Below are 24,387 nucleotides of genomic sequence, written 5' to 3'. Positions count from 1 at the left end.
AAACAGCGAGGAAATAACCTCTAAAATGATAAGCATGCCGAATATAAGTACGGATACCCGGGTGTGACAGGATCGACCGGCTCAGTCCGGAATGAAGTGAGCTACAGTCTGAACTTCCTCGACAACTTCTCCTTCTGCGACGAGATACGACCCGATGTGGCCCGATACGTCCGCCTCGACCCGAATTTCCATCTTCATCGATTCGAGCACGAACAGCTCGGCGCCGTAACGAGAACACCGGCGCGGGTCAACGCGTCGCGGATCTGCCGGGCGAAGGTGGCCGCGATAGTCTGCGCATCGCCCGCATGAAAACCGCAGGCGATGTTGGCCGACGTTACGTGCTGAAGTATTGCGTCGTCACAGCCGAGGCGATACACGCCGAAGCTTTCGCCGAGATCGCTGTTGAAGTCGATTTCAACCATGACCGTGTTGTTCCAGTGCGGCGAAACAGTCCTCCTGCAACAGCAGAAGCTGTTGCGCGGTTTCCAGATCGACACGGGTGAAGCGCACGGATTCGCCAGGCATTTTCTGGGCGAGCCGGGGCAGATCGACCGCGCAAACGTGACCGATCTTTGGATAGCCGCCGGTGGTCTGCCGATCCGCCATCAGGATGATGGGCTGGCCGTCCGCCGGTACCTGGATAGCACCGAAGCTGACCGCTTCGGAGGCGACGTCGCGTGGTGCGCTCAAATCGAGCCGCCCGCCTTCGAGGCGATAGCCCATGCGGTCCGATTGTGGCGCGAGCCGGTAAGGTTCGTGCAGAAACGTCTGTTGCGCCTTCATTGAGAAGTATTGCCATTCGCGGCCTGGCAGTACGCGGATCGGCGCGTCCGGCGCGCTCAGAACGTTTTCGTCGAATAGTGTCCGGTCCGGATGGTGCGGTACAGGTCGAGTCGGCGCGTGAGCGGCGAGCAGATCGCCTTTCTTCAATGGGCGTCCCGCGTGACCGCCGTAGCCGCCTCGCGTGTAGGTGCTGGCGCTGCCCATCACCGGATCGAAGCGGAAGCCGCCGCGCACCGCGAGATACGCGCGCAGGCCGCTGCGGCGCTTGCCGAAAGAAAGCTCGCTGCCGGCGGGCACCATCGTCGCCCGATCGAGCGGGACCGGCGTAGCGTCGAGCTTCGCGTCGAGATCGGCGCCGCTCAGCGCGATCACTGTGTCGTGCAGGAATCTCAGCGTCGGTCCCATCAGCGTAATTTCAAGCGTTGCGTTCGTCGCCGCATTGCCGACCAACGCGTTGGCAATGCGGTGGGCACGTTCGTCCATGGCGCCGTTTGCCGGAATCCCGAGATGCTGAAAGCCAACGCGGCCGAGATCCTGAAAGGTGCTCAATGCGCCGGGCTTGATCACTTCGATGTTCATTGAGAGGCTCCCGGGTGTTCGTTGAGCGCGTCGAATTGAGCCGCGCTGATCGGCACGAAGCGGACCTGATCGCCCGCCTGCACGAGGCACGGTTCGGCGCGCGCTGGCGCGAACAGCGACAGCGGCGTACGGCCGATCAGATTCCAGCCGCCCGGCAACGTCAGCGGATAGATAACTGTTTGCCGGTTCGCGAGGCCGATCGAGCCTGGCGGGACAGTCGTGCGGGGTGTTGCACGCCTGGGCAGCGAAAGCGTTTCGTCGAACAGGCCGATATACGGGTGTCCCGGCGCAAAGCCGAGCATCATCACGTCCACGGGTGCGCGGCTGTGACGCTCGATGAGTTCGGTCGACGACAGATCGCATGCGCAGGCGGCTTCGTCGAGATCGGGGCCGTGTTCGTCGCCGTAGCACACGGGAATTTCGACAATACGGGTCGCCGCGGGCTGCACGATATCGACGCTCTGCAGCAGCGCGCCGAGCGCGTCGCGGATCGTGTCGAACGGCATCCGCCGGGTAGCATCGCGCGGCACGCGTGCCGGGTCGTAGTGGATGCCGACAGTCGTCAAGGCCGGAACGATGTCTGTGACGTAATCTGGCCGTGCCGACACGATCCGCGCAGCGAAGGCGCGCGCCATCCGGTTGGCCTGCACTGTGTCGCCGCCCGCGAGTTCGACGATGAGCAGCCGTTCTCCTGATGGGTGGATGGTCCACGACGGCATTTCGTCGCGATTGGCAACCAGAGTCCGTTTCATGACGATAGAGGGCGATGATGTCGAAGAGGGAACGGCGCGCGCAGCGCGACGGAGCAGACGACTTACTTGGCGAACAGTGCAGCCATGTTCGCAAACGCCTTCAACTCGAGTGCATTGCCCGACGGGTCGAGGAAGAACATCGTCGCCTGCTCGCCGACCTCACCCTTGAAGCGGATGTGCGGCTCGATGATGAATTTCGTGTGTGCCGCTGTGAGCTTCCCTGCCATTTCGGACCATTGCTTCATCGACAGCACGACGCCGAAGTGGCGCACTGGCACGGCATCACCGTCAACGGCGCTGGTCTTGACGTGGCCGACTTCTTCCGGCGCGAGGTGAGCGACAATTTGATGACCGTAGAAGTTGAAGTCCACCCAGTCTTCGGCGCTACGTCCTTCAGGGCAGCCGAGCAGTTCGCCGTAGAACTCCCGGGCCGACGCGATGCTGTGAACCGGAAAGGCGAGATGGAAAGGGGGAATGTTGGTGGTGGCGTCCATGGTATGACTGAATCTCAGTGGGGTTATCGATCTGCGTGTGCTTGCAGCCTGCGTGGTGTGCCGTTGCTGTGACATGCAATCGTTACTTCACGCTATGGAGCCAAGTCTAGATACGACAGAAATGCTCGACTACCGATATATTTTTGACCTGAGCATCAAAAAAACAGATCAATCGATGGTGGCGGTGATCGGTGAGTGGCGCGGCGGATTGTGAGTTCGCGATGGATCGCTGTTGTCGGTCGCGGGGAACGAACAGGTCTGTTGAGTAATTGGGAACGAGACTTCACGTCTCGCGATAAGTAGTCTCGACCAGCAACACAGTGCGCCGGGAAGCTGGAAACCTTCACGGCCAATGTTGTATCGTGAGCGCCACCGCCGTCGCACAGACCCCACGATCTCCGTCGAAATGCCCCAGATGATTCCACTCCACAGCGATCCAGCTTTCTATCAGCTCCTTGCCGACAGCTATGCCCGGCTACTTGGTCGGCCCCTGGTGCACCAGGCCATGCCCGTGGCCGAAGCTACCGAATGGCTCTATGAGCACGCCCCGTTCGCGGTACTCGCGCATAACACCGATCCCGACCCGCTCTTTATATACGGCAACAAGGCCGCGCAGCGCCGCTTCGGATATAGCTGGGATGAAATCACTCGACTGCCGTCCCGACTCTCGGCCGAGGCTCCGAACCGCGAGGAGCGGCAGCAATTTCTCGCACGCGTACAGCGGCTCGGCTACGAGGCGGGCTACAAGGGTGTGCGTATCACCAAGTCGGGCCAGCGCTTCATGATCGAGGAAGCCACGCTGTGGCAGCTTCTCGACATGGACGGCAAACTGCACGGCCAGGCGGTTGTCATCCCGCGCACGCGCGACCTCTGATCGGGCATATCAATCTGGAACGAGCTGCAGTTGCTGGTTGAAAACAGTCGATACGATGAAGCGGCCGACCGTCGCATCGCCGGGGCCGTCTGGCGCCGCGAGTACCGTCGCTCGTCCCTATGTGCAGGCAGGAATTTTGCGTCTGAAGTTCCGCTCCAGTTCCCTTGCAGGCTCATCATGCCGAGACCTTCGTTTTCCACCCAGCTTTACGCGCTGTGGATCCTTATCGCCGTACTGTGCTGCCTGCTGACCGTAACCGTGTGGGTGATGCTGTCGTCGGCGCTCGGGGAGCGTGTCGCGGATGCGAAGCAGCAGGCCGCCACGGCCTGCGCGGCGGTCGCGTCGCGCTACGACATGTCGGTGCAGCGGCCGGGCGAAACGAATGTCGATCTTATGCACGCCGTGCTCGATCTCGTCCTGGTCCGCACGGAGGGTATCGAAGGCGGCTTCTGGACTTCCGCACCCGTGCCCAGCGCACCGAGCGGCTTTCTCGCCTACGCGTTTCCCACCTACGAAGGTAGCGGTGTCAAACGCGATATACCCGAGGCTGAGACACCGCTCATTCTTCGCACGCTGCGAAACGTGGTCAGCACCGGCCAGATGCGCGCCGACGTCGTCGCTGGAGGCGCCGATGCGATAGTCGCCGTCGCCTGTCCGGTTCCGCGTCATGCCGGCCTGCTCGCCTGGACGCTCACGCGCGCGCGGCCGCCGCTTGGGCCGTATGGGCAGCGGGCCGCGACGTTCCTCGCCGGCGTGCTAGCGATCATCGTGGCGCTGGCGCTGCTGCTCGCGATGGCGCTCAGACGCTGGAAGCGCAACCTCACGCGGCTCGAACAGGCGCTTGCGCCAGACGGTCGACTCGAGCAGGGCAGGCGGATCGATCGACTTGGCGAGCGCGATCTGGACCATATCGTCGATGCGCTGAATCGTTATGTCGAACGCGCAGAGCACCTGCAACGCGAGGCGAACGAGTTGACCGCGAAACTCGGGCAGGCGGAACGTTTCGGCGCGCTTGGGAAGATGGCCGCACAGATCGCCCATGAAATCCGCAATCCGGTGGGCGCCATGCGGCTCAAAGCGGAAAATGCGCTGGCGGGCGACGCCGCCCGGCGCGAATCCGCGCTGAAGATCATCATCGAGCAGGTGGGGCGCATCGAGTCGCAGTTGTCGAGCCTGCTCGCGCTTACCCAGCTCGTCACCGTCCGCGCGCAGGAAGTCGACCTGCGGGCGTGGCTTGCCGGACTGGTCCGTACGCACGAATCTCGGGCGGAAAGCCGGCACGTAACCTTGCAGGCCGAAGCTGCGTCCTGCACGACGCAGCCGGTCTTCGATTCGGCGCAACTGGCGCGCGCACTCGATAACCTGATCGTCAACGCGCTGCGTCACGCACCGTCCGGCGGACACGTCACGGTCAAGGCGCGCGCCATGTCGGAGGATGGAGGCGAGCGGCTCCGTCTCGAAGTGATCGACGATGGCCCCGGCGTGAGTGCGGGCGAGCGCGAACGTATCTTCGAGCCGTTCGTCACAGGCCGGCCCGACGGGTCGGGTCTGGGCCTCGCAGTCGTGCGCGAGATCGCATCGGCGCATGGCGGCCGCGCGTGGCTTGAGGACAATCCGGAATTGACCTGTTTTGTAATCGATATGCCATGGCGACCATCCTGATCATCGACGACGACGACGCCTTCCGTGACGGCCTTGCGGAAACCATCCAGGACCTTGGATACACGCCGCTCGAGGCACGTTCGGGCGAAGAAGCGATCGAACGTCTGCGCGAGGAGGCGTCGCCCGACTGCATCTTTCTCGACTTCCGGCTGCCGGGCGCGGACGGCCTTTCCGTGCTCGAAACGCTGCGCGGGACGGCTGGTCTGCAGGACGTGCCGGTCGTGATGCTGACCGCGTACGCGACCAGCGACAACACGATCGGCGCGATGCGGCTCGGCGCCTTCGAGCATCTGACCAAACCGGTTGGCCGAGACGAGATCGCCACGCTCCTCGCGCGCATTCTCGCAACCCGCACGAATACGCCCGCGCCACAGGCGATCCACAGATTCGCGGACGAAACACCCTCGCGCGAACCGCAGTTGCTCGGCATCAGCGAAGCCATGCGCGACGTACAGAAGCGCCTCGGCCGCGCGGCCGGCACCAACTCGACGGTGTTGATTACCGGTGAGACGGGCACCGGCAAGGAAGTGGCGGCGAGCGTGCTGCATCGTGCGTCGGCGCGTGTGGGCGGACCGTTCGTCGCCGTGAACTGTGCGGCGATCCCGGAAGACCTGCTCGAGAGCGAACTCTTCGGCCACGCCAGGGGTGCATTCACCGGTGCACATGCAGACCGGCGCGGTCGCTTCGAAGAAGCGCATGGCGGCACACTCTTTCTCGACGAGATCGGCGACATGCCGCTCGCGATGCAGGCGAAGCTGCTGCGCGTGCTGCAAGAGCGGCAGATCACGCCGCTCGGAACCAACAGGCCGCTTGCTGTCGATGTACGCGTGGTGGCCGCGACGCATCGCGACCTGCCGGCGATGATCGCAGCGGGCACGTTCCGGCAGGATCTATCGTATCGGCTCAGCGTGATTCCGCTGCACATACCGCCTCTGCGCGAGCGCGTAGCCGACATTCTGCCGCTGGCGGAGCATTTCCTCGCGGCCGTCGCTGGTCCCTCCGAAGCGGCGCGCAAGCACCTCTCCGCGGACGCCCAGCGCCTGCTCGTCGGCTTCAGCTGGCCCGGCAACGTGCGGGAACTCGCCAACGCCATCGAACGCGCGAGCGCGCTTGCGCCTGCCGCGCTGCTGACCCGCGAAGATTTCACCTTCCTGTTCGATCCGGCCGCGAACGACGCCTATGCGATTCCCGCAGGCCTCATCGACCTTCCGCTGAACGACGCCCTCGCACAACTCGAACGCGCCCTGATCGTCCGGGCGCTTGCGCTCGCCGATGGCAATCGCGCTGAAGCGGCGCGCAGGCTCGGCATCAGCCGCCAGTCGCTCTATACGCGTCTGGCGAATCTCGGCCTGTCCGACTCCTGACCGTTCGAAGGTGTCCAAGGTGTCCATTAACCGGACAGCACCTGTCAGGTTAATGGACACTGCGGCCCTGCTTCGTTGCGTTGCTGCCCGGCCGCATGGGATTTCTGGCCGATGGCATAGGCCTTGCAGAAAGCTCCTCGTCTTACGAAGGAGTGGACCATGCAAGCGATTCCGAATTACCCGCTTAGCAGCATCGCTACGCGCGTCTTGAGCGCGATGAGCCTCGCGGCGCTCATGGCGGCGAGCACCGGATGTGCCGCCCAGACTCAACCTGAGCCGCCAACCGCGCCTCCGCCGCCACCGGTCGCGACCGGCGCGACGCCACCCGTGCCTCCATCCAGCGTCGCTGCCATGGCGCTGCTCCCGCAGCCAGTCGGCGGCCCGGCGCCGCTCACCGATGTCGGAGATCTCACGACCGCGCAGGGCACCGTCGCGCGTTTTCTCACCAATCCGGATGGCGACGTCGACGGCTTGTTGACGAGCGACGGCGTGCTCGTGCATGTCCCGCCGCACATGGGTCCGCAGCTTACGTCGATGGTTCGTCCGGGTGACAACGTGCAGGTGAGCGGGAGGCGCGATGCCGGCGGCGCGCTCGCGGCGCAGCGCATCACCGACACGCGCAGCGGCCAGCAACTGGAAGATCAGCCGCCACTGCCGGGCACCCAGCGGCTGCCGCGTGAGCTACGCGGCGTCGCGCTGTCGCGTCTCAGCGTGCAGGGCCAGGTGGCGCACGTCACGACCGCGCCACGCGGCGAGCCGGACGGCGTGATCCTGGCCGACGGCACCGTGATCCGGCTGACGCCGCCGATCGCCCAGCAGTTTCCGACGCTCGTGCAAACCGGCGCGAAGGTCTCGGCGCAAGGCTACGGCACGCGCACCCAGTACGGCACTGCACTGCAGGCGACGGCATTTGGATCGCCCGGCAATCTGACCCGGCTCTACGATCGCGCGCCACCGGCCCCTTGAGCGCGCCCGGTAACCGCACCTGACATTCACCCGTTCAACCATCATCGAAAAAAAGGACCACGACCATGCATTGGATCGATCCCGACAGTCTTCCCGAAACGCGCGGCACGGTAACGCGTTTTCTTTTGAATCCGCACGGCGAACTGGATGGCTTCGTGCTCGGCTCGCGTCAGTTGCAACAAGTCCATTTTCCGCCCCATCTGTCGCGGCAGATCGCGCGGCTCGTGGCGGTAGGCGACACGGTGCGCGTACGCGGCGTCAAGCCGCGCGGCGCAGACATGATCGCAGCCGTCTCGCTCACGTTGAAGACAGGCAAGGTCATTCTCGACGAAGGCCCGCATCGCGACGGCGAGAAACATCATCATCCTGACGCTGAGCGCAGCCCCATGGAGGCGAGCGGCGAAGTGCTGCTGTCACTGTTCGGTCCGAAGGGCGAGTTGCGCGGAGCGCTGCTGGACGATGGCACGTCGTTGCGCATGCCGCCGCATGCCGCCGCCGAACTGGCGTCGTACCTGGCGCCTGGGGCGCATGTCCATGCCTGGGGACATGGCATCAGGAACCGGCACGGGCGAACCGTTGAAGTGGACGAGATCGCCGAACTCATCGACGCAGAAACCGCCGCCTGAAGCAGGTCCGGCCGTACAGGGAGAAAGCGACATGTTGAGCTGGGTGCACTTCGGGGATCTGCACGCTTCGTCCGACGACGGCTATCGGAGCATCGATCGCCTGCAAACGGTTTTCGACCGATGAATCCCCAATACGCGCTCGAAGGGCTCAACTTTTTCATGGCCGATGTCCAGGCGGGCATCGGGCCGTTTCTCGGCGTCTTTCTGCAGGCACAGGGCTGGCACCCCGACGCGATCGGCACGGTGATGACGCTCGGTGGCATAGCGGGCATGCTCGCGACTTCGCCGTCCGGCGCGCTCGTCGATGCAACTCGTCACAAGCGCGGCTTGATTGTCGCGGCAGGTGTGATGACGACGCTCGCCTCGCTCGTGCTATGGGTCGCACATACGTACTGGATGGTCGCGGCGTCGCAGATCCTCACGGCGGTGACAGGCGCCGCGCTCGGGCCGGCCGTGGCCGGCGTGACGCTCGGCATTGTCCACGAGCGCGGCTTCGACCGGCAGTTTAGCCGCAACCAGGTGGCCAATCACGCTGGCAACGTGGTTGGCGCGGCGCTGTCGGGCTGGCTTGGCTCGCGCTATGGTTTCGGCGCGGTGTTCGCGCTCGCAGGTGTCTTCGGCGCGCTGTCGGTTGTCTCGACGTTGCTGATCCGAGCTGATTCAATCGATCACGACCGCGCACGGGGCCTAGCCGCCGCCCCTTCCACGCATGAGCACGAACAGGCGAGCGGCATTCGTGTGCTGCTGACGTGCCGCCCGCTGTTGCTGTTGTCCGCCGCGCTCGCGATGTTTCACCTCGGTAATGCCGCGATGCTGCCGCTCTACGGCCTCGCAGTTGTCGCCGCGCATAAGGGCGACCCGAGCGCGTTCACCGCGCAGACGATCGTTGTCGCGCAACTGGTGATGGTCTTCGCAGCGTGCTTCGCGAACCGGTTGATCCAGCGCGTTGGATACTGGGGTGTGATCCTCATCACCTTTCTTGCGCTGCCGCTGCGCGGGCTAGTCGCGGCGCTGTTCATCTCGGCCTGGGGGGTATGGCCCGTGCAGGCGCTCGATGGCATCGGCGCGGGGCTGCAAAGCGTGGCCGTTCCAGCGCTCATCGTGCGGCTCCTGCAGGGCACCGGGCGTGTCAACGTCGGACAGGGCGTGGTGATGACCGTGCAGGGTGTAGGCGCAGCGCTGAGTCCTGCACTCGGCGGTGTCCTCGCGCAACACTTCGGCTATGCGGCGGCCTTTCTCGTGCTGGGCGCCGTGTCGGTGAGCTCGCTTGCGCTGTGGCTGCTGTTCGGCACCTTCCTGAAAAAGGCCTGTGGCATTCACAACGATCTCGCCAACCAGAATCCGCTCGTTACATGAATCCGACTTTCCTCTCCTGGGGTATCGCGTTTGCCGCTACCGCTGGCGTTATCTTGCGTCCCTTCCGATGGCCGGAAGCGATCTGGGCAGTGACAGGCGCGGTGCTGCTCGTCGCGCTCGGGCTGCTTCCTGTCAGCCTCGCGCTGCAGGCGGTCGCAGAAGGCACCGACGTCTATCTGTTCCTCATCGGCATGATGTTGCTGTCGGAGCTAGGTCGCCGTGAAGGACTGTTCGACTGGATCGCAGTGCTTGCCGTGAACCACGCGAAGGGCTCGCCGCGCAGGCTCTTTCTGCTGGTGTACCTGGTCGGCGTCGTGGTGACGACGTTTCTGTCGAACGATGCCGCTGCCGTCGTGCTGACACCCGCCGTGTTTGCCGCCGCGAAGAAGGCGAATACGAAGCCGTTGCCTTTGTTGTTCGTGTGCGCGTTCATCGCCAATGCGGCGAGTTTCGTCCTGCCAATCTCGAATCCCGCCAATCTCGTGCTTTACGCGAATCACACGCCGGCACTGGACTTGTGGTTGGCGCGCTTCGCCGTGCCGTCGGTGCTGTCGATCGTCGTGACGTTCTTCATGCTGCGCTGGACGCAACGTCAGGATCTGCAAGGGGAGTGCGCCTCCGGTCTGCCGGTGGACACGCTCAGCGCGAACGGCAAGGTGGCGCTGGCGGGCATCGGCGTGACGGCGATCGCGTTGCTTGTCGTCTCCGCCCTCGATCTGCAGCTCGGCCTGCCGACCGCCGTGCTCGGCATCCTCACGACACTGGTGGTGCTCGTCAAGGAACGCAAGTCGCCGGCGGAACTAATTAGCGGCATCTCATGGAGCGTGCTGCCGCTCGTGGCGGGACTCTTCGTGCTGGTGGAGATGCTCGCGCACACGGGCGTTATCGCTCAACTGTCGCGGCTGCTCGCGCAGGCGACGCAGCAGAGTCAACTGGCTGCGGCCGCGACATCGGGGCTCATCGTCGCGCTGGGCAGCAACGCGATCAACAACCTTCCGGCAGGGCTGATCGCCAGCGCGACCGCATTGCAGGCGCATAGCCCCGAGCGGGTCATCGACGCCATGCTGGTCGGCGTGGATCTCGGCCCGAACCTGTCGATCACCGGCTCGCTCGCGACCATTCTGTGGCTGCTTTCGATCCGCCGCGAAGGCGAAGAGGTGAGCTTCATGCAGTTTTGCAGGATCGGCATGGTCGTGATGCTGCCTGCGCTCGTGCTGGCGATGGCCGCACGGCTTTTGACCGGACATTGAGAGAACCTGAAGGAGGAGCGTGATGAACAGTGCGCGGATCTATCCATTGCCCGACACGGCCAGCATGTTCAGTGCCAACAATCCTCTGACAAATGGCATTGATCTAGCCATATATAAATTCAATTGGGCGCAAACCTTTGCGTCCGGTCGCGCAGTGTTTGTGCCCCTCTAGCAATGCGACAGCACGCCGTAAAGTCAGATGCATGCAGCTGAAGCTCGTGCATTCGGAGCCCGCACGTCTTCTGGTCTACTCGACGCCTCGAATTTCTTTTTTTTGTGCACCACCGATTGGCAACTGGAGTTGAAATATGAATCTCAGCAATCTGTCAGTTAAGGCAAGACTCACGGGGACCTTTGGCGTGCTTGCCGCCACTGTCCTTATCGTGTCAGGCATTTCGCTGAAGTCACTGAACGATGCCAACGACCGATTCGCAAATTTCGTGTCGGGCGTCAATGCCCGCGCCACTATGGCTGAGCAGGTTCGAACCGCAGTTGACCGACGTGCGATTGCCGCACGCAACATGGCGCTCGTGACCACGCCAGGCGATTTCGAGATGGAAAAGGCTGCTGAAGCGCAGGCCCAGATGGATGTCCAGTCGAACATCGCGAAACTGACCCAGATGGTTTCGTCCGCGACCGACGCGACGGAAAAGACCCGCAGCCTTGTGGGCGAAATCAACCGGATTGAGGCCGTGTATGCACCTGTCGCCCAAGCAATCGTTGCTCTCGCCGTTGGAGGCAAGCGCGACGAGGCGGTGAAGAAAATTGACGACGATTGTCGTCCGCTGCTCGCCGCCCTGGTCAAGGCAACGGACGACTACGCGCAATACACGCGCGGCCGTGAAGAGGAACTCGTTCGACAGTCCCAGGAACATTATGCAACGCAGCGGAATCTGCTGATGGCGATCTGTCTCGCCGCTGTTGCGTTGGCGGTCGTGGCGGGCATGGTTATCACGCGAGGATTGCTGCGTGCACTCGGCGCTGAGCCTGTGGCCCTCGGTGAGGTCACACGGCGCGTAGCCGCTGGCGATCTGAGTCCCGTCGCAGGCGCGAAGAATGCGCCGGGAGGGAGCGTGCTCGCGTCAATGGGTGAAATGCAGGCAAGTCTCGTCAGCCTGATTGGTCAGGTGCGTACCGCCGCAGACAGTATCGCGACCGGCTCCAGCCAGATTGCTTCGGGCAACGTCGATCTTTCGTCCCGCACCGAACAGCAGGCCGCATCGCTGCAGGAAACCGCGTCAAGCATGGAAGAGCTGACTTCGACAGTGAAGCAGAACGCCGAAAACGCTCAGCAGGCAAGCTCGCTCTCCGCCAACGCGTCCGAAGTGGCGCTAAAGGGCAACGAGGTAGTGAGTCAGGTCGTCGGTACGATGGGCGAGATCAGCACGAGTTCGACCAAGATCGCGGAGATCACGGGAATTATTGAAGGAATCGCGTTCCAGACCAATATCCTGGCGCTGAACGCGGCGGTGGAAGCGGCGCGGGCAGGGGAGCAGGGCCGCGGGTTCGCGGTGGTTGCAAGCGAGGTGCGCAGCCTTGCGCAGCGGTCGTCGAGCGCGGCGAAGGAAATCAAGGATCTGATCAACGCGTCCGTCCAGAAAATCCACGATGGATCGTTGCTCGCGAATCAGGCGGGAAAGACGATGTCGGAGGTCACGCAGGCCGTCGCGCGGGTGACCGACATCATGGGCGAAATCGCCGCCGCGTCGACGGAACAAAGCAGGGGCATCGAACAGGTCAACCAGTCGATCACGCAGATGGACGAGGTCACGCAGCAGAACGCTGCGCTGGTGGAGGAAGCGGCGGCCGCATCCAAGTCGCTCGAAGACCAGGGGCGGCAACTTAATCAGGCTATTTCGTTCTTTCGTCTGGATGCCAGTTCCGGTTCGCTGGTACTAGATGGACGGGCATCCGCCGCCAATCGTCAAATGCCACGTTTTCTTTCGGCGTAAGGTCAAAGTTTCTGGCCATGCTCCACGAGCTGGAGTCCGAGACGTGCCTTAGCCGGAGGACCGCGCGAGGCGCCAAACTACCCCGTCGTTCGGAAGAAGGACCGTGCTTCAGGTGCAGCAGGAAAATTGCCCACCGAATGGACCCGAGGGTCCATTTTTTTTTGACGCTGCCGTTAACCGGGTCATCGGCTATCCGCGAAACCTTGGCAATCCTTCGCCGCTGAATCCGTTTACTCCAACCCGACTCTACGGCGCGCCTGCGGGACAACGTTGTTAGGACCGGGTGCACCCATTAGAGCATTACCGTGTCTCTTTCCATGACTACCGGAAAACTGGCTGTTCTCGCCGGCCGCCATCCTTTGATCGTCGGCATGCTCGGTAGTCTGATGTCATTGGGCGTGTTGGCGATCAGTCTGATCACGCTTCTGGCCTCCCGTGAGGCCGCCGTCGAACATGCCCATGAAACGTCCAGAAACGTCACTGCCGTTTTGGTCAGCAATATCGCGAGGACGATTGAAACGTCAAATAACTCGCTTCTCGCCTTGATTTCGGCGCTGGACAAACCTGTGGTCCAAAGCATGGATCCTGACCTGCGTCACGAATTGCTGTTTGACCAGACCGCGGCCAAGTACGTCACTGGGATGGGAGTCACGGACGATCAAGGTCGTCTTATCGACGGCTGCTGTTCCAGCTCCCATACATGGGATTTCAGCGATCGGGACTATTTCATAGTTCATCGCCAGTCGGCGAATGTCGGGCTCTATGTGTCATCAGTTTACCGGGCACGGTCGCGGCCAGGCGCGCAGTCAATCGCGATCTCGAGAAGGATGACCCGGCCCGACGGGTCATTCGGCGGGGTAGCGATTGTCGCTATTGACGTCGAGTATTTCAGGCAACTCCTTACAAAACTGGACGTGGGGCCAAAGGGTATCACTGCGATCGTACGGACGGACGGCACGCTGGTGGCCAGAAATCCCCCAAGCAGCCGGGCTGGGCAGGTCAATGTGGGTACATCTCCAGTGTTTCCGCGGATGGTGAACCATGATTCCGGGTTCTATGCTGCTCGATCGATCTCGGACGGCGTACTTCGTCTGTATACATTCCAGCGCATTCCCGGCACGCCACTCATCGCCGTCGTCGCGCCGGCGGAAAGCGACGTACTGGCCTCCTGGAAGCAGTTGTCATGGATAGTCGGGATTTCCGCATCGTCCGTTAGCTTCGCGTTCTGTGCAGCGGTCTGGTTGCTTGCGTTCGCACTGCGGGACCAGGTACAGACTCAGGTGCTGCTTACAGAGCTGACGCAAACCGACGCGTTGACAGGGCTCAAGAACCGCCGTGCCCTCGACGAAGTGCTCGAAAACGAGTGGGGCAGACTTCAGCGCCATGATGGTTACCTGTCACTGCTGTTCGTCGATGCGGATAACTTCAAGAAATACAATGACAGCCACGGCCATGCTCAGGGCGATATAGCATTACAACATCTCGCGGAGTGCATCAATCGTCACGCGCGTCGTCGTGGCGATGTCGCGGCACGATATGGTGGAGAAGAATTTGTTGTGGTGTTACCCGACACGGATGAAGCGGGCGCGGTTCAGATTGCTGAAGCAATACGTCGTGAAGTCGAGCATGGGCGACAGGCTGTGGCTTCTGCGAAAATTTCGCCCTTCACAGTGAGTATTGGATGCGCGACCGGTCGACGCTCACGTTCCTTGTCGCTGGATGAATTGACTAATTCAGCTGATATGGCGCTGTACGCGGCCAAAAGAAGTGGAAGGAACGCTGTCGTCTCCGCAGGTGATGTTGTCGCATCGATTCAGCAGGAGACTTGATTGCATTCCTTGGCTGGGGCCGTCTTATTCTGATGTCACAGCGGCTAGTCGAGGAAGAAACTGCATCAGCAGTTTCTCACCGACCTGGCGCAGTTTTCACTTTCCGTTTCATGCGACACGCTGCACCCGTTTTACGTGTCCCCGCTACAATCTGCCTGATCCATTTGACGCGGAAGAGCACGTATGAAAGTCACCCGGGAACCCGTCGCATTGTCGCGGGCCACGCAGTTACTGAATCATGGACCTGTCACGATCATCACCAGCGCGCACGGCGGCCGCTCGAATGTGATGGCGGCATCGTGGGCGATGCCGCTCGATTTCACCCCTCCGAAGGTTGTCGTCGTGGTGGACAGCCGCACGCTCACGCGACAACTGATCGAAGCGAGCGGCGTGTTCGGGCTGCAACTGCCGAGCCGCGGATTTGCCGCGCAGACGCTGGCAGTGGGAACGAACCCAGGCGCGGAACTCGACAAGTTCGCAGCCTTCAACCTTGAGACTTTCCCGGCACAAGAAATCGATGTGCCGATGCTGGCGGGCTGCATCACGTGGATGGAATGCAAGGTGATTCCGGACGATAGCCAACGGCACGATCTGATCATTGGCGAAGTGGTCGCCGCCTATGCGGACAGCCGCGCGTATTCGAACAACCGCTGGCACTTTGGCGATGATCCGGATCTGCGCACATGCCATTACGTGGCGGGCGGGACGTTCTTCGCCACGGGCGATGCGTTTGAAGTCGCGCCGGTGGCGAGCGGCGCGGGGGATTAATCGGCTAGCGGCTACGTTTCTGTCCGGGGGCAAGCGTGTCTCACGAATTGCCATCGGCGAACGCCGTAAGGGCCTCGCCCGCCAGCCGATAGCGAACCCATTCGCTTTGCGCGCTCGCGCCGATCGATTCATAGAAGCCGATCGCGGGTTCGTTCCAGTCGAGCACACTCCATTCGAAGCGCCCACAGCCCGTTTCGCAGGCAATTTGCGCAAGATGGCGAAGCATTTGTTTGCCCGCGCCACTGCCACGCGATGTCGGCGATATGTACAGGTCTTCCAGATAGAGCCCCTGTTTGCCGAGCCACGTCGAATAGGAGAAGAAGTAAACGCAAAAACCGATCGGCTGGCCGTTCATTTCGCAGATCAAAGCCTTCGCGGTGGACGTAGCGGAGAACAGGCTCGTTTCGATGTCTTCGACGGTCGCGACAACTTCGTGCTCCGCTTTCTCATACACCGCGAGTTCGGTGATGAAGCGGAGAATCAGAGCGGCGTCGGCTGCGTGGGCGGGGCGGATGTGGATGGTCAAGGTGAGGTGCTCGGTTTGTTGGAAGGTCGATCGAAGTTTAGCGAAGATGCGGCGGCTCCGGATCAAACATCCATCGTATCGCTTATCCAGATTGCGATTGACGCGTCGCCACAAAATCGTTTACTGTCGATCCATGGACTTCCATTCGATTCCCTTCGCTGCCGTCACCACCACGACGACCACCTTCACAGGCGGGTCGTCTGGAGGTCGCGCACGCTAGAAGCAGGAAGCTGTGGCAGACCACCAAAGGCCCCGCCGGAAACGGACGGGGCCTTTGGCGTTTCTGGACCTCCGTTTGCGGCATCGATCCTCAGTATCTGCAAGATCAAATCAAACGGAGTGTCATCGTGAACGACATCGACCATCGTGTACTTGGCAACAAACTCGACCTCTTTCATCAACAGGAAGAAGGCGCCGGCATGGTGTTCTGGCACCCACGCGGCTGGGAGTTGTACCGCGTGCTGGAAGACTACATTCGTGCCCGCATGCGGCGCGCGGGCTTTCGCGAGATCCGTACACCGCAACTGCTGGCGCGCTCGTTGTGGGAGAAAAGCGGCCATTGGGAGAAGTTCGGCGCGGCGATGTATTCGTTGGCCGACGCGGAAGAAGGACGCACGCTGTGTTTGAAGCCGATGAGTTGTCCGTGTCACGTACAGGTGTTTAACCAGCGTGTGCGGTCGTATCGCGAGCTGCCGGTTCGTTATAGCGAGTTCGGCGCGTGTCATCGTGACGAACCTTCAGGATCGCTTGAAGGGCTCAAACGTACGCGTGCTTTCGTGCAGGACGATGCGCATGTGTTCTGCACGGAGGCGCATATCGAAGGCGAAGTAGGCCGCTTCTGTTCTCTGCTGCGTGCTGTCTATGCGGACCTAGGTTTCCCGGACTTCAAAGTGGCACTCGCTACACGGCCTGCGATGCGCGCGGGCAACGATCAAACGTGGGATCGTGCAGAAGAGGCGCTGGCCAATGCAGCGCGTGCAGCGAGCCTTAAATTCGACGTACTCGAAGGAGAGGGCGCGTTTTACGGGCCGAAACTGGAGTTTCATTTGACGGATAGCCGTGAACGCAGCTGGCAATGCGGCACGATCCAACTCGATTTCGTGCTGCCCGATCGGCTCGACGCGGAGTTCGTCAACGAGCGCAACGAACGTGAGCGGCCGGTGATGATTCATCATGCGGTGCTCGGTAGCATGGAGCGTTTCATCGCGATGCTGCTCGAACATCACGAAGGGTGGTTGCCGGTGTGGCTCACGCCGGAACAGGTCGTGGTCGCGACGATCAGCGACGCGAACGCGGCCTACGCGCAAGAAGTGATGCAGGCGCTTGACGACGCCGGCATCAGAGCACTGCTCGATGGCCGACCGGAGCGATTGGAGAAGAAGATCGTCGATGCAAGGGAGAAGCAGGTGCCGATTTTCGTCGCAGTCGGTTCGCGCGATGAGCGCGATCGGACGATCAGCATTCGCATGCGCGACGGGCAGCAGTCGACGCTTGCGCTCGCCGAGGGCGTCGAGCATTTGCGACTGTGTGCGTTGCCGCCTTGCACGCAATGAAGCAATGACAGCATCACCGGCTTAAAGGCGCACGGACCTGTGCCTTTAAGCTATCGTTCTTGCTCAACCGTTCAATGTCATTGCAAACCGGACTCATCCAGTCTGCTCACTACACCCCCTGCGGCCGCGCTCAATCCACCTCCTCAAACAATCTACCCCAACTCCCAAGCGGCCTGGTGTCCACGCCCAACATCCTTAAAGCCTTCCAAACGACGGTGGCCACCGTGTCATACGCGGGAATATCCGTCGCCATCTCAAACGCCCGCACCAGATGCGCCGCGTGCAGATTCGTGCAGAACGTTGTCAGCGCATCCGGCCTCGCAAACGCGGCTTCACGCATCATGATCGCCAGTTGCGTATCCGGCACCTCGGCAAAACTGAAATTGTCCTGCAAGCCGAGGTGTCGTTCGGAAACGCATTCGATGCCGAGCTTCTCGTAGTTGCGCACGATCCTCTGCTGAACCTCGTCGATATATGGCGACACCAAACCGAACCGTCGCACGCCTGTCTTGGCGAAAATCTCGTTGAGCGCCAGTACCGAGGTCGTTGCGGGAATGCCGGTCGCCTCGGTGATCTGGCGGCACAACGCCTGGTCGCGCTCAAAGCCGAGCCAACCGGCCGACGTGCCGCTCCAGCCGATCACGTCGACACGTGCATCGGCCAACTGACACGCCGCTGCGAGAATCCGGCTCGCGTCGAACTGGCCGAGTGCCTGCTCCGACAACGCGATCTCCGTGACCGTGAAGCGCGCAAAGTGTGCACTGACGTGCGGCAGTTCGCTGAGCATGGCAGCAGTAATCGGCTCCAACGCCGTGTTCGACGACGGCGTGAGGATGCCGAGCCGGATTCTCCTGTGTTGCATCGTGGTGTGCCCCTTGGGTGCTTGAGTGCTTCGATGGGGTTAGTCGGCGAGCAACAGCTTCACGCCCTCAGCGGCTTCATAGCGAAGCTGCTCGAGATCGAGGCCCGGAATCACACCGTTGTCCACCACGACCCGACCATTCACCACGTTGTAGCGAACTCGAGCCGGCTCACCCGCCGTCACCGGCGCCATGGCCACGTCATGGAAGCCGTTGAAGCGCAGATCGCTGACGTCATAAAGCACGAAATCCGCTGCCTTGCCGACTTCGAGCGTGCCGACTGCATCGAGGCCGAGCACACCTGCGCCGCCCGCGCTGCCCCAATGAATCGTCTCTTCGACGGTGGTCGCCGACGCGCCTTGCGCCGCCCGATGCACCAACCACGCGAAGTGCGCTTCGTTGGTCATGCTGCCGGACTCGTTCGAGGCGACGCCGTCTACGGCCAGCGACATCGGCACGCCCGCCGCCGCCATCTGCGGTGCCGGCGCAATACCGCTGCCGAGGCGCGCATTGCTCACCGGACAGTGCGAGCAGCCGCTGCCGGTTTCCGCAAGCATCGTGATCTCGCTCGGCTGCAAATGCACGAGGTGAGCGAACCAGACGTCCGGCCCGAGCCACTCGTGATCGGCGACGAACTCGACCGGCAGTTTGTTGAAGCGCTCTTTGCAGAAATCGACGTAACGGGTCGTTTCGGAAAGATGCGTGTGCAGCCTTAGGCCCATGCGCCGCGCCGCGCGAGCGACTTCAGGCAGCAGTTCTGGCGGCAGTGAAAATGTCGGCGTAGTCGGTGCAACCACCACGCGACGCATGGAAGCCGCCCGCGAATCGTGATAGCGCGACTTCAAGCGCTCCACGTCGGCGAGCATCTGATCGAGCGTCTCGGGTTTCAACGCCACTTTGGAAAAACCCGGATGGTCCCCCGCCGCCTGCAATGCGCCGCCACGGCACAGCACAAAGCGCATGCCGAACGACGCCGCTTCGTCGAATAGCAGATCGCCGGTTTCAGTGGTGCCGTCCGCGTGATAGAGGTAGTGATGATCGGCACAGGTCGTCACGCCGGACAACAGCAGCTCGGCAAGACCCAGACGTGCAGCGACACGCGCCAGGTCCGGAGTAAAACGCGCGAGACGCGGATACGGCACGGCGGCCAGCCATTCCTGCAAATCGGCGTTGATGCCGGACGGCACCGCCTTCAGCAGGTTCTGGAACAGATGATGGTGCGTGTTCACCCAGCCCGGATAAACGACGCATGAACGCGCGTCGATCACCCGCTCGTCAGCACGCGGTTCGAGGTTGGGCGCGATGGCTTCTATACGGCCGTTGCGAATGCGCAGATCGACTTGGCCCAGGCGGGCGTTATCGCCGCTTCGGCCGCTCATCACCGCGACAGGGTTCTTGATCAGCAACGCTTCAGTTTGCATGCTCACGATTCAATGTCCTTTCAGATACTTCGAAGCGGCCGCCGGTCCATGGAGGTACAACGGCCGCGCTCGTCCTGCTGTCCCGGTCGCTAATTCGCGTACTAGGATTCGCGCACCAGGTTGCTGTGCGCCTCGACGATTTTTTCTTCTTCGTGCGCGCCGTTCAACACCGCGTTCAGCACGACCGACACCAGACACGCCAGCACCACACCGCTATGCAGGAAGGGCTGCGTCCAGTCGGGCATGTGTTTGAAGACTTGTGGCGCCATCACCGGAATCAACGCAGTGGCGATCGTAAAGCCGACGATCAGCACGTTGTAGCGATTGCGCTCGAAGTCCACCTTCGCCAGGGTCTGCACGCCGGCCGCCACCACCACGCCGAACATTGCGATGCCTGCACCACCCAGCGCCGCGGCAGGTGTTGATGCGACTACCGCGCCGATCTTCGGCACCAGCGCCACGACGCACATCAGCACGCCGCTGATCGCAACCACCCAGCGGCTGCGCACGCCGGTGAGAATCACGAGGCCGACGTTTTCCATGAAGGCGATAAAGGGGAACGCAGCGAACATGCCGGCGATCGCGCTGGCGAGACCATTCGCACGCATGCCGCGCACCACGTCGTCCTCGCTCACGTCTTTGCCGACGATGTCACCGATAGCGACGAACAGCCCCATCGATTCGACCATCTGCACCACCATCACGACGATCATCGTCAGCACCGGCACCAGCGAGAACACGGGCGTGCCGAAGTGGAACGGCATCGGCAGCGTGAACCATGGCGCGGCGCTGACGCTGGTGAAATTGCCCATGCCGAGCGAGCACGCCAGAATGCCGCCTGCGATCAATCCGATCAGCACCGAGAGATTGCGCAGGAACGGACCAGCAAAGCGGTTGATTGCGAGAATCACCAGCGCGACGAATAGCGTGACGCTCAGGAAGGGCAGTGCACCGAACTGCTGCTGCGCGGCCTCACCACCACCGGCCCATTGATACGCAACGGGGAACAGTTGCAAACCAATTACCGTGACGATGCAGCCGGTCACCACAGGTGGGAAGAATCTTCGTAAGCGTCCGACCAAGGGCGCGGCAAACATCGTGAAGAGACCCGCGCCAATCACCGCGCCACACACGCCTGCGAAACCGACGCCCGGACTCAAACCAATCGCAATGACCGGCCCGACGCTGCTGAACGCGACGCCTTGCAGAATCGGCAGCCTCACGCCGAACTTCCAGACGCCGACGGTCTGCAGGATCGTCGAGATGCCTGAGCAAAACAGAGCGGTGCTGATGAGCACGGTCGTGTCGGCCGGCGACATCTTCAGTGCCGACGCGACGATCAACGGGACTGCGATCGCGCCGATATAAGCCACTAGCATGTGCTGCAAACCGAGCGTGATCATCTGGCGCTTCGGCAGAATCCGATCGACGGGATGTATGGCGGTGTTCATGACGTGTCTCCTTTGTCACGCAAAGCTGCCGGCCGGAGTGGGTGCCTAGGCGTTTACTCCAGTCTCAGCGCAGCGATTTTCGGTTTCTGGCCGGAACGCACCACACGGCTTTGCCGTGCAGCATCACGTCGCGTGCCGGCCAAGTCTCCCGTCAGGCCGCAATTGGCACGGCAAGACAGGCATGGAAGCGGTCGGTCAGCGCGGCGCGATCGAGATCGCGTCCGATGAATACAATGCGGCACGAGCGTGGTTCACTGCCCCACACCTGCGCCGCGCGAAGTTCGATCACGTTGTGCACGCCTTGCAGCACATAGCGGTGCGATTGGCCCTGCAAAGCGAGAATGCCTTTCATACGGAACAGGTTGGTGGCGTCGGACTGGCGCAGTTCGTTGAGCCAGACTTGCAGCGCGTCGAGATCGATGTCTGCATCGACTTCGATGCCCACCGAGGACACGCTTTCGTCGTGCTGGTGGTCGGCGTGGTCGTCGTCATGATGGGCATGCTCATGATCGTGATGGGCTTCGTGCGCGTCGTGGTGATCCTCGTGTTCGTGCGCTTCTTCATGCAAGCCATCCGTCTCGACGAGAATCTGCGAAAACTCGTTCGCACCGACGCCGAGAATCTTGTCGAGATCAATCTGGGCGTAGCTCGATTCGACGATCTCTGCTGTGGCGTTCAACCCGCGAATACGCTGCGTCAGTGAAGCGATATCTTCAGCAGTCACCAGATCGACCTTGTTGATCACGATACGGTCCGCGCAGACGATCTGATCGACCGCCTGGTTGTCACTGCCGTCGAGCACCAGGTCGTCCAGGTGTGCGGCGATATGCTTCGCATCCACCATCGTGACGACCGCATCCAGCGTCACCTGCTTCGCGATCGGGTCATCAAGGAAGAAAGTCTGTGCGACCGGATACGGATCAGCGAGCCCACTCGTTTCGACGATGATGTGATCGAGCCGGTCAGGCCTTTCCACCAACATCCGTACGATCCGCACGAGGTCTTCACGCACCGCGCCGACGCAGCACACGCAACCGTTCGTCATCTCGTAGATCTCTTCGGTCGATTCGAGCACGAGACCACCGTCGATACCGATTTCGCCGAACTCGTTTTCGATCACCGCGATCTTGCGGCCGTGCTTCTCGCGCAGGATATAGTTGAGCAGCGTCGTTTTGCCGGCGCCGAGAAAGCCGGTCAGCACGGTGACGGGAATTTTCTCGATTTCATTGTGAGTGGTGTGAATGTGATTCATGGCTCGTCTCCGTTTCTTCGTTCGTGCTGCGGTTGGTGCGGTTCGGCTGGTCAGGCGACATGGGGTACTTGTGTCGCTTCTTGTAATGCGGTTTCTGCCTTGCCATCTCGCCAGCGTTTGACTGTGCCAGCTTCGAGACCGAACAGATCGAGCACGCGGCCTAGGGTGTGGTCGATCATCTGATCGAGTGAAGCAGGGCGCGAGTAGAACGCCGGTACCGGTGGTGCGACGATGGCGCCCATTTCGGTGACGGCGATCATGTTGCGCAGATGCGCCAGCGTGTAGGGGGTTTCACGCGCCAGCAACACCAGGGGGCGGCGCTCTTTCAACGTGACGTCGGCGGCGCGCGAGATCAGGCTCGACGACATGCCGCTGGCAATTTCGGCAAGCGTCTTCATCGAACAGGGTGCGACGATCATGCCTAGCGAGCGGAACGAGCCGCTGGAGATCGCCGCGGCCATGTCGTCGCAACGGTAGGTGAAGCTGGCGAGGGCGCTGACTTCGGCGAACTTGTAGTCGGTTTCATGCGTCATCGTCAGCAGCGCGCTGCGCGAGACGGTCAGATGCGTTTCGATACCGAGCTCACGCAGTAATTGCAGTAGGCGTACGCCGTACGTGAAGCCGGATGCGCCGCTGATGCCGACTACGAGTCGCCGCGGGGTCATTGCTGGGCTCCGGCGGCGGCGCGGTTCAGAACCTCAACCGCTTGTTGCGTAGCGCGCTCGCTGATCTTCGCGCGGATGCCGTCGAAGTGAGACCCGCGTGTCGCATCGATACCCATGCGCGACGTGGTGCCCGCCGCGGACGATGACGGATCGAGCGGACTACCCGGCAAGCCATCGACGATGAACACGTCCTGATGCGGCTGGAAATGCGTGGCGATGGCCCACAACACTTGCGAATCGTTGGTGATGTCGATATCGCTATCCACCGCCACCACGTTCTTCAGATACGGGTCCCAGCCGAGCAGCGCGAGCATGATCTGACGCGCTTCGCCGTCGCGTGTCTGATTCAGCGCGACGTAGCAGTGAAAGTGCGTGCCCGAGTTCGGATAGTGCAGCGCAGTGACGGAAGGAAAGCGTGCCTTCAGCTTCTCGCTCATTTCCGCTTCGCGTGGCAAGCGGGCCAGCGTCAGATGCTCGGCGTACGGGCCGCCGACGACATCGACGAGCCATGCATCGTTACGCCGCATCATCGTGTCGACGCGCAGCACATTGTTGGTCGAGCGATCCGACGAATAGCCGGTGAATTCGCCGAACGGGCCTTCTTCTGCGTGAGCGTCCGGATCGATCGTGCCTTCCAGAACAAACTCGGCGGAAGCGGGAACGCCGATTCCGTATCGCGGCGTACGCACCAGTTCCAGCGGCGCGCCAAACAATCCGCCTGCAATCGCTCGCTCATCGGTACCGAAGGGCACGCGCGCCGCAGCGGCCAGCATGAACAATGGATGCGCACCGATCACCATCGCGACTTTCAATGTGTCGCCGCGCGCTTGCGCGGTTTGCAGCATGCGCCAGAGGTGGCCGCGAGAATGCAGGCTGGTGGCGAGCGCATTGCGCGCATGCCGCATCGAACGGTGATAGCTGAGATTCGCGACGCCCGTCACCGGATCTTCTGCAACGATCACCGCGTTGGTGATGTACGGACCGCGATCGGTATCGAAGTGGCGGATCATCGGCAGATGCGCGAGATCGACAGCGTCGCCTTCGATAACCTGATCGAGAACCGGACCGGTCGGAACGAAAACCGGCGCGATAGGAGTGTTCGCACGCTGTTGGTAAGCGTCGAATAAGCCCGGCGCATCAACGTCGAACAAACGCCCAATGCGTGTACGTGAAGCAAAGAAATTGGTAACCAGCGGTGTCGCAATGCCGTCGACCTTTTCGCAGATCAACATGTCATGCCGACCGCGCGCGGCCAGTTCGGCCACGATAGCGGTGACGTCCTGATCCGCGGACACCGGCTGCTTGATGGTCAATACATCGTCGGGAAACTGCTCGCGGTACGCCAGGGCAAAGCGATGAAAATCCTGCGTGGCGCGGAAGAGGTTATCCGCCATAGTGAACTCC

The 24,387-nt window shown here is 61.9% G+C and carries 22 protein-coding genes and 1 pseudogene; 11 read left to right on the top strand and 12 right to left on the bottom strand.

Going from position 1 to position 24,387, the window contains the following annotated elements; translation table 11 throughout:
- Positions 1–81 precede the first annotated feature (81 nt).
- The 5 genes and pseudogenes from BM438_RS46975 to BM438_RS10410 form a co-directional block, all read right to left on the bottom strand.
- A complete protein-coding gene (locus BM438_RS46975; protein ID WP_425270733.1) occupies positions 82–192 on the bottom strand; it encodes a hypothetical protein in 111 nt (36 codons plus the stop codon).
- A 77-nt stretch (positions 193–269) separates the two neighbouring features.
- Positions 270–422, bottom strand: a pseudogene (locus BM438_RS46190) (LamB/YcsF family protein); the annotation flags it as partial.
- Positions 415–1,362 carry a 5-oxoprolinase subunit C family protein gene (locus BM438_RS10420; RefSeq protein ID WP_093634202.1) on the bottom strand — a complete coding sequence of 316 codons (948 nt, stop codon included), beginning with the start codon at positions 1,360–1,362 and terminating at the stop codon, positions 415–417. The pseudogene BM438_RS46190 and the gene BM438_RS10420, both read right to left, overlap by 8 nt.
- Positions 1,359–2,114: a 5-oxoprolinase subunit PxpB gene (gene pxpB / locus BM438_RS10415; protein ID WP_093634201.1), complete on the bottom strand. Its 756-nt coding sequence runs from the start codon at positions 2,112–2,114 to the stop codon at positions 1,359–1,361. Before pxpB ends, BM438_RS10420 begins: the two co-directional genes overlap by 4 nt.
- 62 nt (positions 2,115–2,176) lie before the next feature.
- Positions 2,177–2,608, bottom strand: coding sequence for a VOC family protein (locus tag BM438_RS10410; RefSeq protein ID WP_093634200.1), 432 nt, complete (start codon positions 2,606–2,608; stop codon positions 2,177–2,179).
- Positions 2,609–3,023: 415 nt separating this feature from the next.
- On the opposite strand from BM438_RS10410, the gene BM438_RS10405 reads away from it, so the two are divergent.
- The 10 genes from BM438_RS10405 (at position 3,024) to BM438_RS10360 (ending at position 15,255) form a co-directional block, all read left to right on the top strand.
- Complete coding sequence (locus BM438_RS10405; RefSeq protein WP_093634434.1) at positions 3,024–3,482, top strand: MEKHLA domain-containing protein; 459 nt, start codon at positions 3,024–3,026, stop codon at positions 3,480–3,482.
- Positions 3,483–3,659: 177 nt separating this feature from the next.
- Positions 3,660–5,144 (top strand): sensor histidine kinase, encoded by a 1,485-nt coding sequence (locus BM438_RS10400; RefSeq protein WP_093634199.1) that lies wholly within the window; start codon positions 3,660–3,662, stop codon positions 5,142–5,144.
- Positions 5,129–6,508 carry a sigma-54-dependent transcriptional regulator gene (locus BM438_RS10395; protein ID WP_093634198.1) on the top strand — a complete coding sequence of 460 codons (1,380 nt, stop codon included), beginning with the start codon at positions 5,129–5,131 and terminating at the stop codon, positions 6,506–6,508. The genes BM438_RS10400 and BM438_RS10395 overlap by 16 nt, the downstream gene beginning before the upstream one ends.
- A 159-nt stretch (positions 6,509–6,667) precedes the next feature.
- On the top strand, positions 6,668–7,474 hold the full coding sequence (locus tag BM438_RS10390; protein ID WP_167378364.1) for a hypothetical protein: 807 nt from the start codon (positions 6,668–6,670) through the stop codon (positions 7,472–7,474).
- A 65-nt stretch (positions 7,475–7,539) separates the two neighbouring features.
- On the top strand, positions 7,540–8,100 hold the full coding sequence (locus BM438_RS10385) for a hypothetical protein (protein ID WP_093634197.1): 561 nt from the start codon (positions 7,540–7,542) through the stop codon (positions 8,098–8,100).
- A 120-nt stretch (positions 8,101–8,220) separates the two neighbouring features.
- A complete protein-coding gene (locus tag BM438_RS10380; protein WP_093634196.1) occupies positions 8,221–9,456 on the top strand; it encodes an MFS transporter in 1,236 nt (411 codons plus the stop codon).
- Entirely contained in the window at positions 9,453–10,706 is a 1,254-nt protein-coding gene (locus BM438_RS10375; RefSeq protein WP_093634195.1) for an arsenic transporter, read from the top strand. The genes BM438_RS10380 and BM438_RS10375 overlap by 4 nt, the downstream gene beginning before the upstream one ends.
- 308 nt (positions 10,707–11,014) lie before the next feature.
- The gene (locus BM438_RS10370; protein WP_093634194.1) at positions 11,015–12,658 is read left to right on the top strand and encodes a methyl-accepting chemotaxis protein; all 1,644 of its coding nucleotides are present in this window, start codon (positions 11,015–11,017) and stop codon (positions 12,656–12,658) included.
- A 317-nt stretch (positions 12,659–12,975) separates the two neighbouring features.
- The gene (locus tag BM438_RS10365; protein WP_093634193.1) at positions 12,976–14,487 is read left to right on the top strand and encodes a GGDEF domain-containing protein; all 1,512 of its coding nucleotides are present in this window, start codon (positions 12,976–12,978) and stop codon (positions 14,485–14,487) included.
- A gap of 183 nt (positions 14,488–14,670) precedes the next feature.
- On the top strand, positions 14,671–15,255 hold the full coding sequence (locus tag BM438_RS10360) for a flavin reductase family protein (RefSeq protein WP_093634192.1): 585 nt from the start codon (positions 14,671–14,673) through the stop codon (positions 15,253–15,255).
- Positions 15,256–15,295: 40 nt separating this feature from the next.
- On the opposite strand, the gene BM438_RS10355 is transcribed toward BM438_RS10360, so the two are convergent.
- On the bottom strand, positions 15,296–15,781 hold the full coding sequence (locus tag BM438_RS10355; protein ID WP_093634191.1) for a GNAT family N-acetyltransferase: 486 nt from the start codon (positions 15,779–15,781) through the stop codon (positions 15,296–15,298).
- Between the two features lie 347 nt (positions 15,782–16,128).
- Between BM438_RS10355 and thrS the strand changes: the two genes are divergently transcribed.
- Complete coding sequence (thrS, locus tag BM438_RS10350; protein WP_093634190.1) at positions 16,129–17,334, top strand: threonine--tRNA ligase; 1,206 nt, start codon at positions 16,129–16,131, stop codon at positions 17,332–17,334.
- A gap of 130 nt (positions 17,335–17,464) precedes the next feature.
- On the opposite strand, the gene BM438_RS10345 is transcribed toward thrS, so the two are convergent.
- The 6 genes from BM438_RS10345 to BM438_RS10320 form a co-directional block, all read right to left on the bottom strand.
- Positions 17,465–18,196, bottom strand: coding sequence for a maleate cis-trans isomerase family protein (locus BM438_RS10345; protein ID WP_093634189.1), 732 nt, complete (start codon positions 18,194–18,196; stop codon positions 17,465–17,467).
- A 39-nt stretch (positions 18,197–18,235) separates the two neighbouring features.
- The gene (locus BM438_RS10340) at positions 18,236–19,615 is read right to left on the bottom strand and encodes an isoxanthopterin deaminase (protein ID WP_425270732.1); all 1,380 of its coding nucleotides are present in this window, start codon (positions 19,613–19,615) and stop codon (positions 18,236–18,238) included.
- A gap of 101 nt (positions 19,616–19,716) precedes the next feature.
- Positions 19,717–21,066, bottom strand: a complete 1,350-nt coding sequence (locus BM438_RS10335; RefSeq protein WP_093634187.1) for a nucleobase:cation symporter-2 family protein — start codon at positions 21,064–21,066, stop codon at positions 19,717–19,719.
- A 151-nt stretch (positions 21,067–21,217) separates the two neighbouring features.
- Positions 21,218–22,318: a CobW family GTP-binding protein gene (locus BM438_RS10330; protein ID WP_093634186.1), complete on the bottom strand. Its 1,101-nt coding sequence runs from the start codon at positions 22,316–22,318 to the stop codon at positions 21,218–21,220.
- A gap of 50 nt (positions 22,319–22,368) precedes the next feature.
- Positions 22,369–22,983, bottom strand: coding sequence for a UbiX family flavin prenyltransferase (locus tag BM438_RS10325; protein ID WP_093634185.1), 615 nt, complete (start codon positions 22,981–22,983; stop codon positions 22,369–22,371).
- A complete protein-coding gene (locus BM438_RS10320) occupies positions 22,980–24,377 on the bottom strand; it encodes a UbiD family decarboxylase (RefSeq protein ID WP_093634184.1) in 1,398 nt (465 codons plus the stop codon). The genes BM438_RS10325 and BM438_RS10320 overlap by 4 nt, the downstream gene beginning before the upstream one ends.
- Positions 24,378–24,387 lie beyond the last annotated feature (10 nt).

Origin of the sequence: Paraburkholderia aspalathi, assembly GCF_900116445.1 — a bacterium.
In the GTDB taxonomy this organism is placed as follows: Bacteria; Pseudomonadota; Gammaproteobacteria; order Burkholderiales; family Burkholderiaceae; genus Paraburkholderia; species Paraburkholderia aspalathi.
The sequence above is the reverse complement of the archived record's forward strand: the minus strand, read 5'-3'. Positions and strand labels throughout refer to the sequence as shown.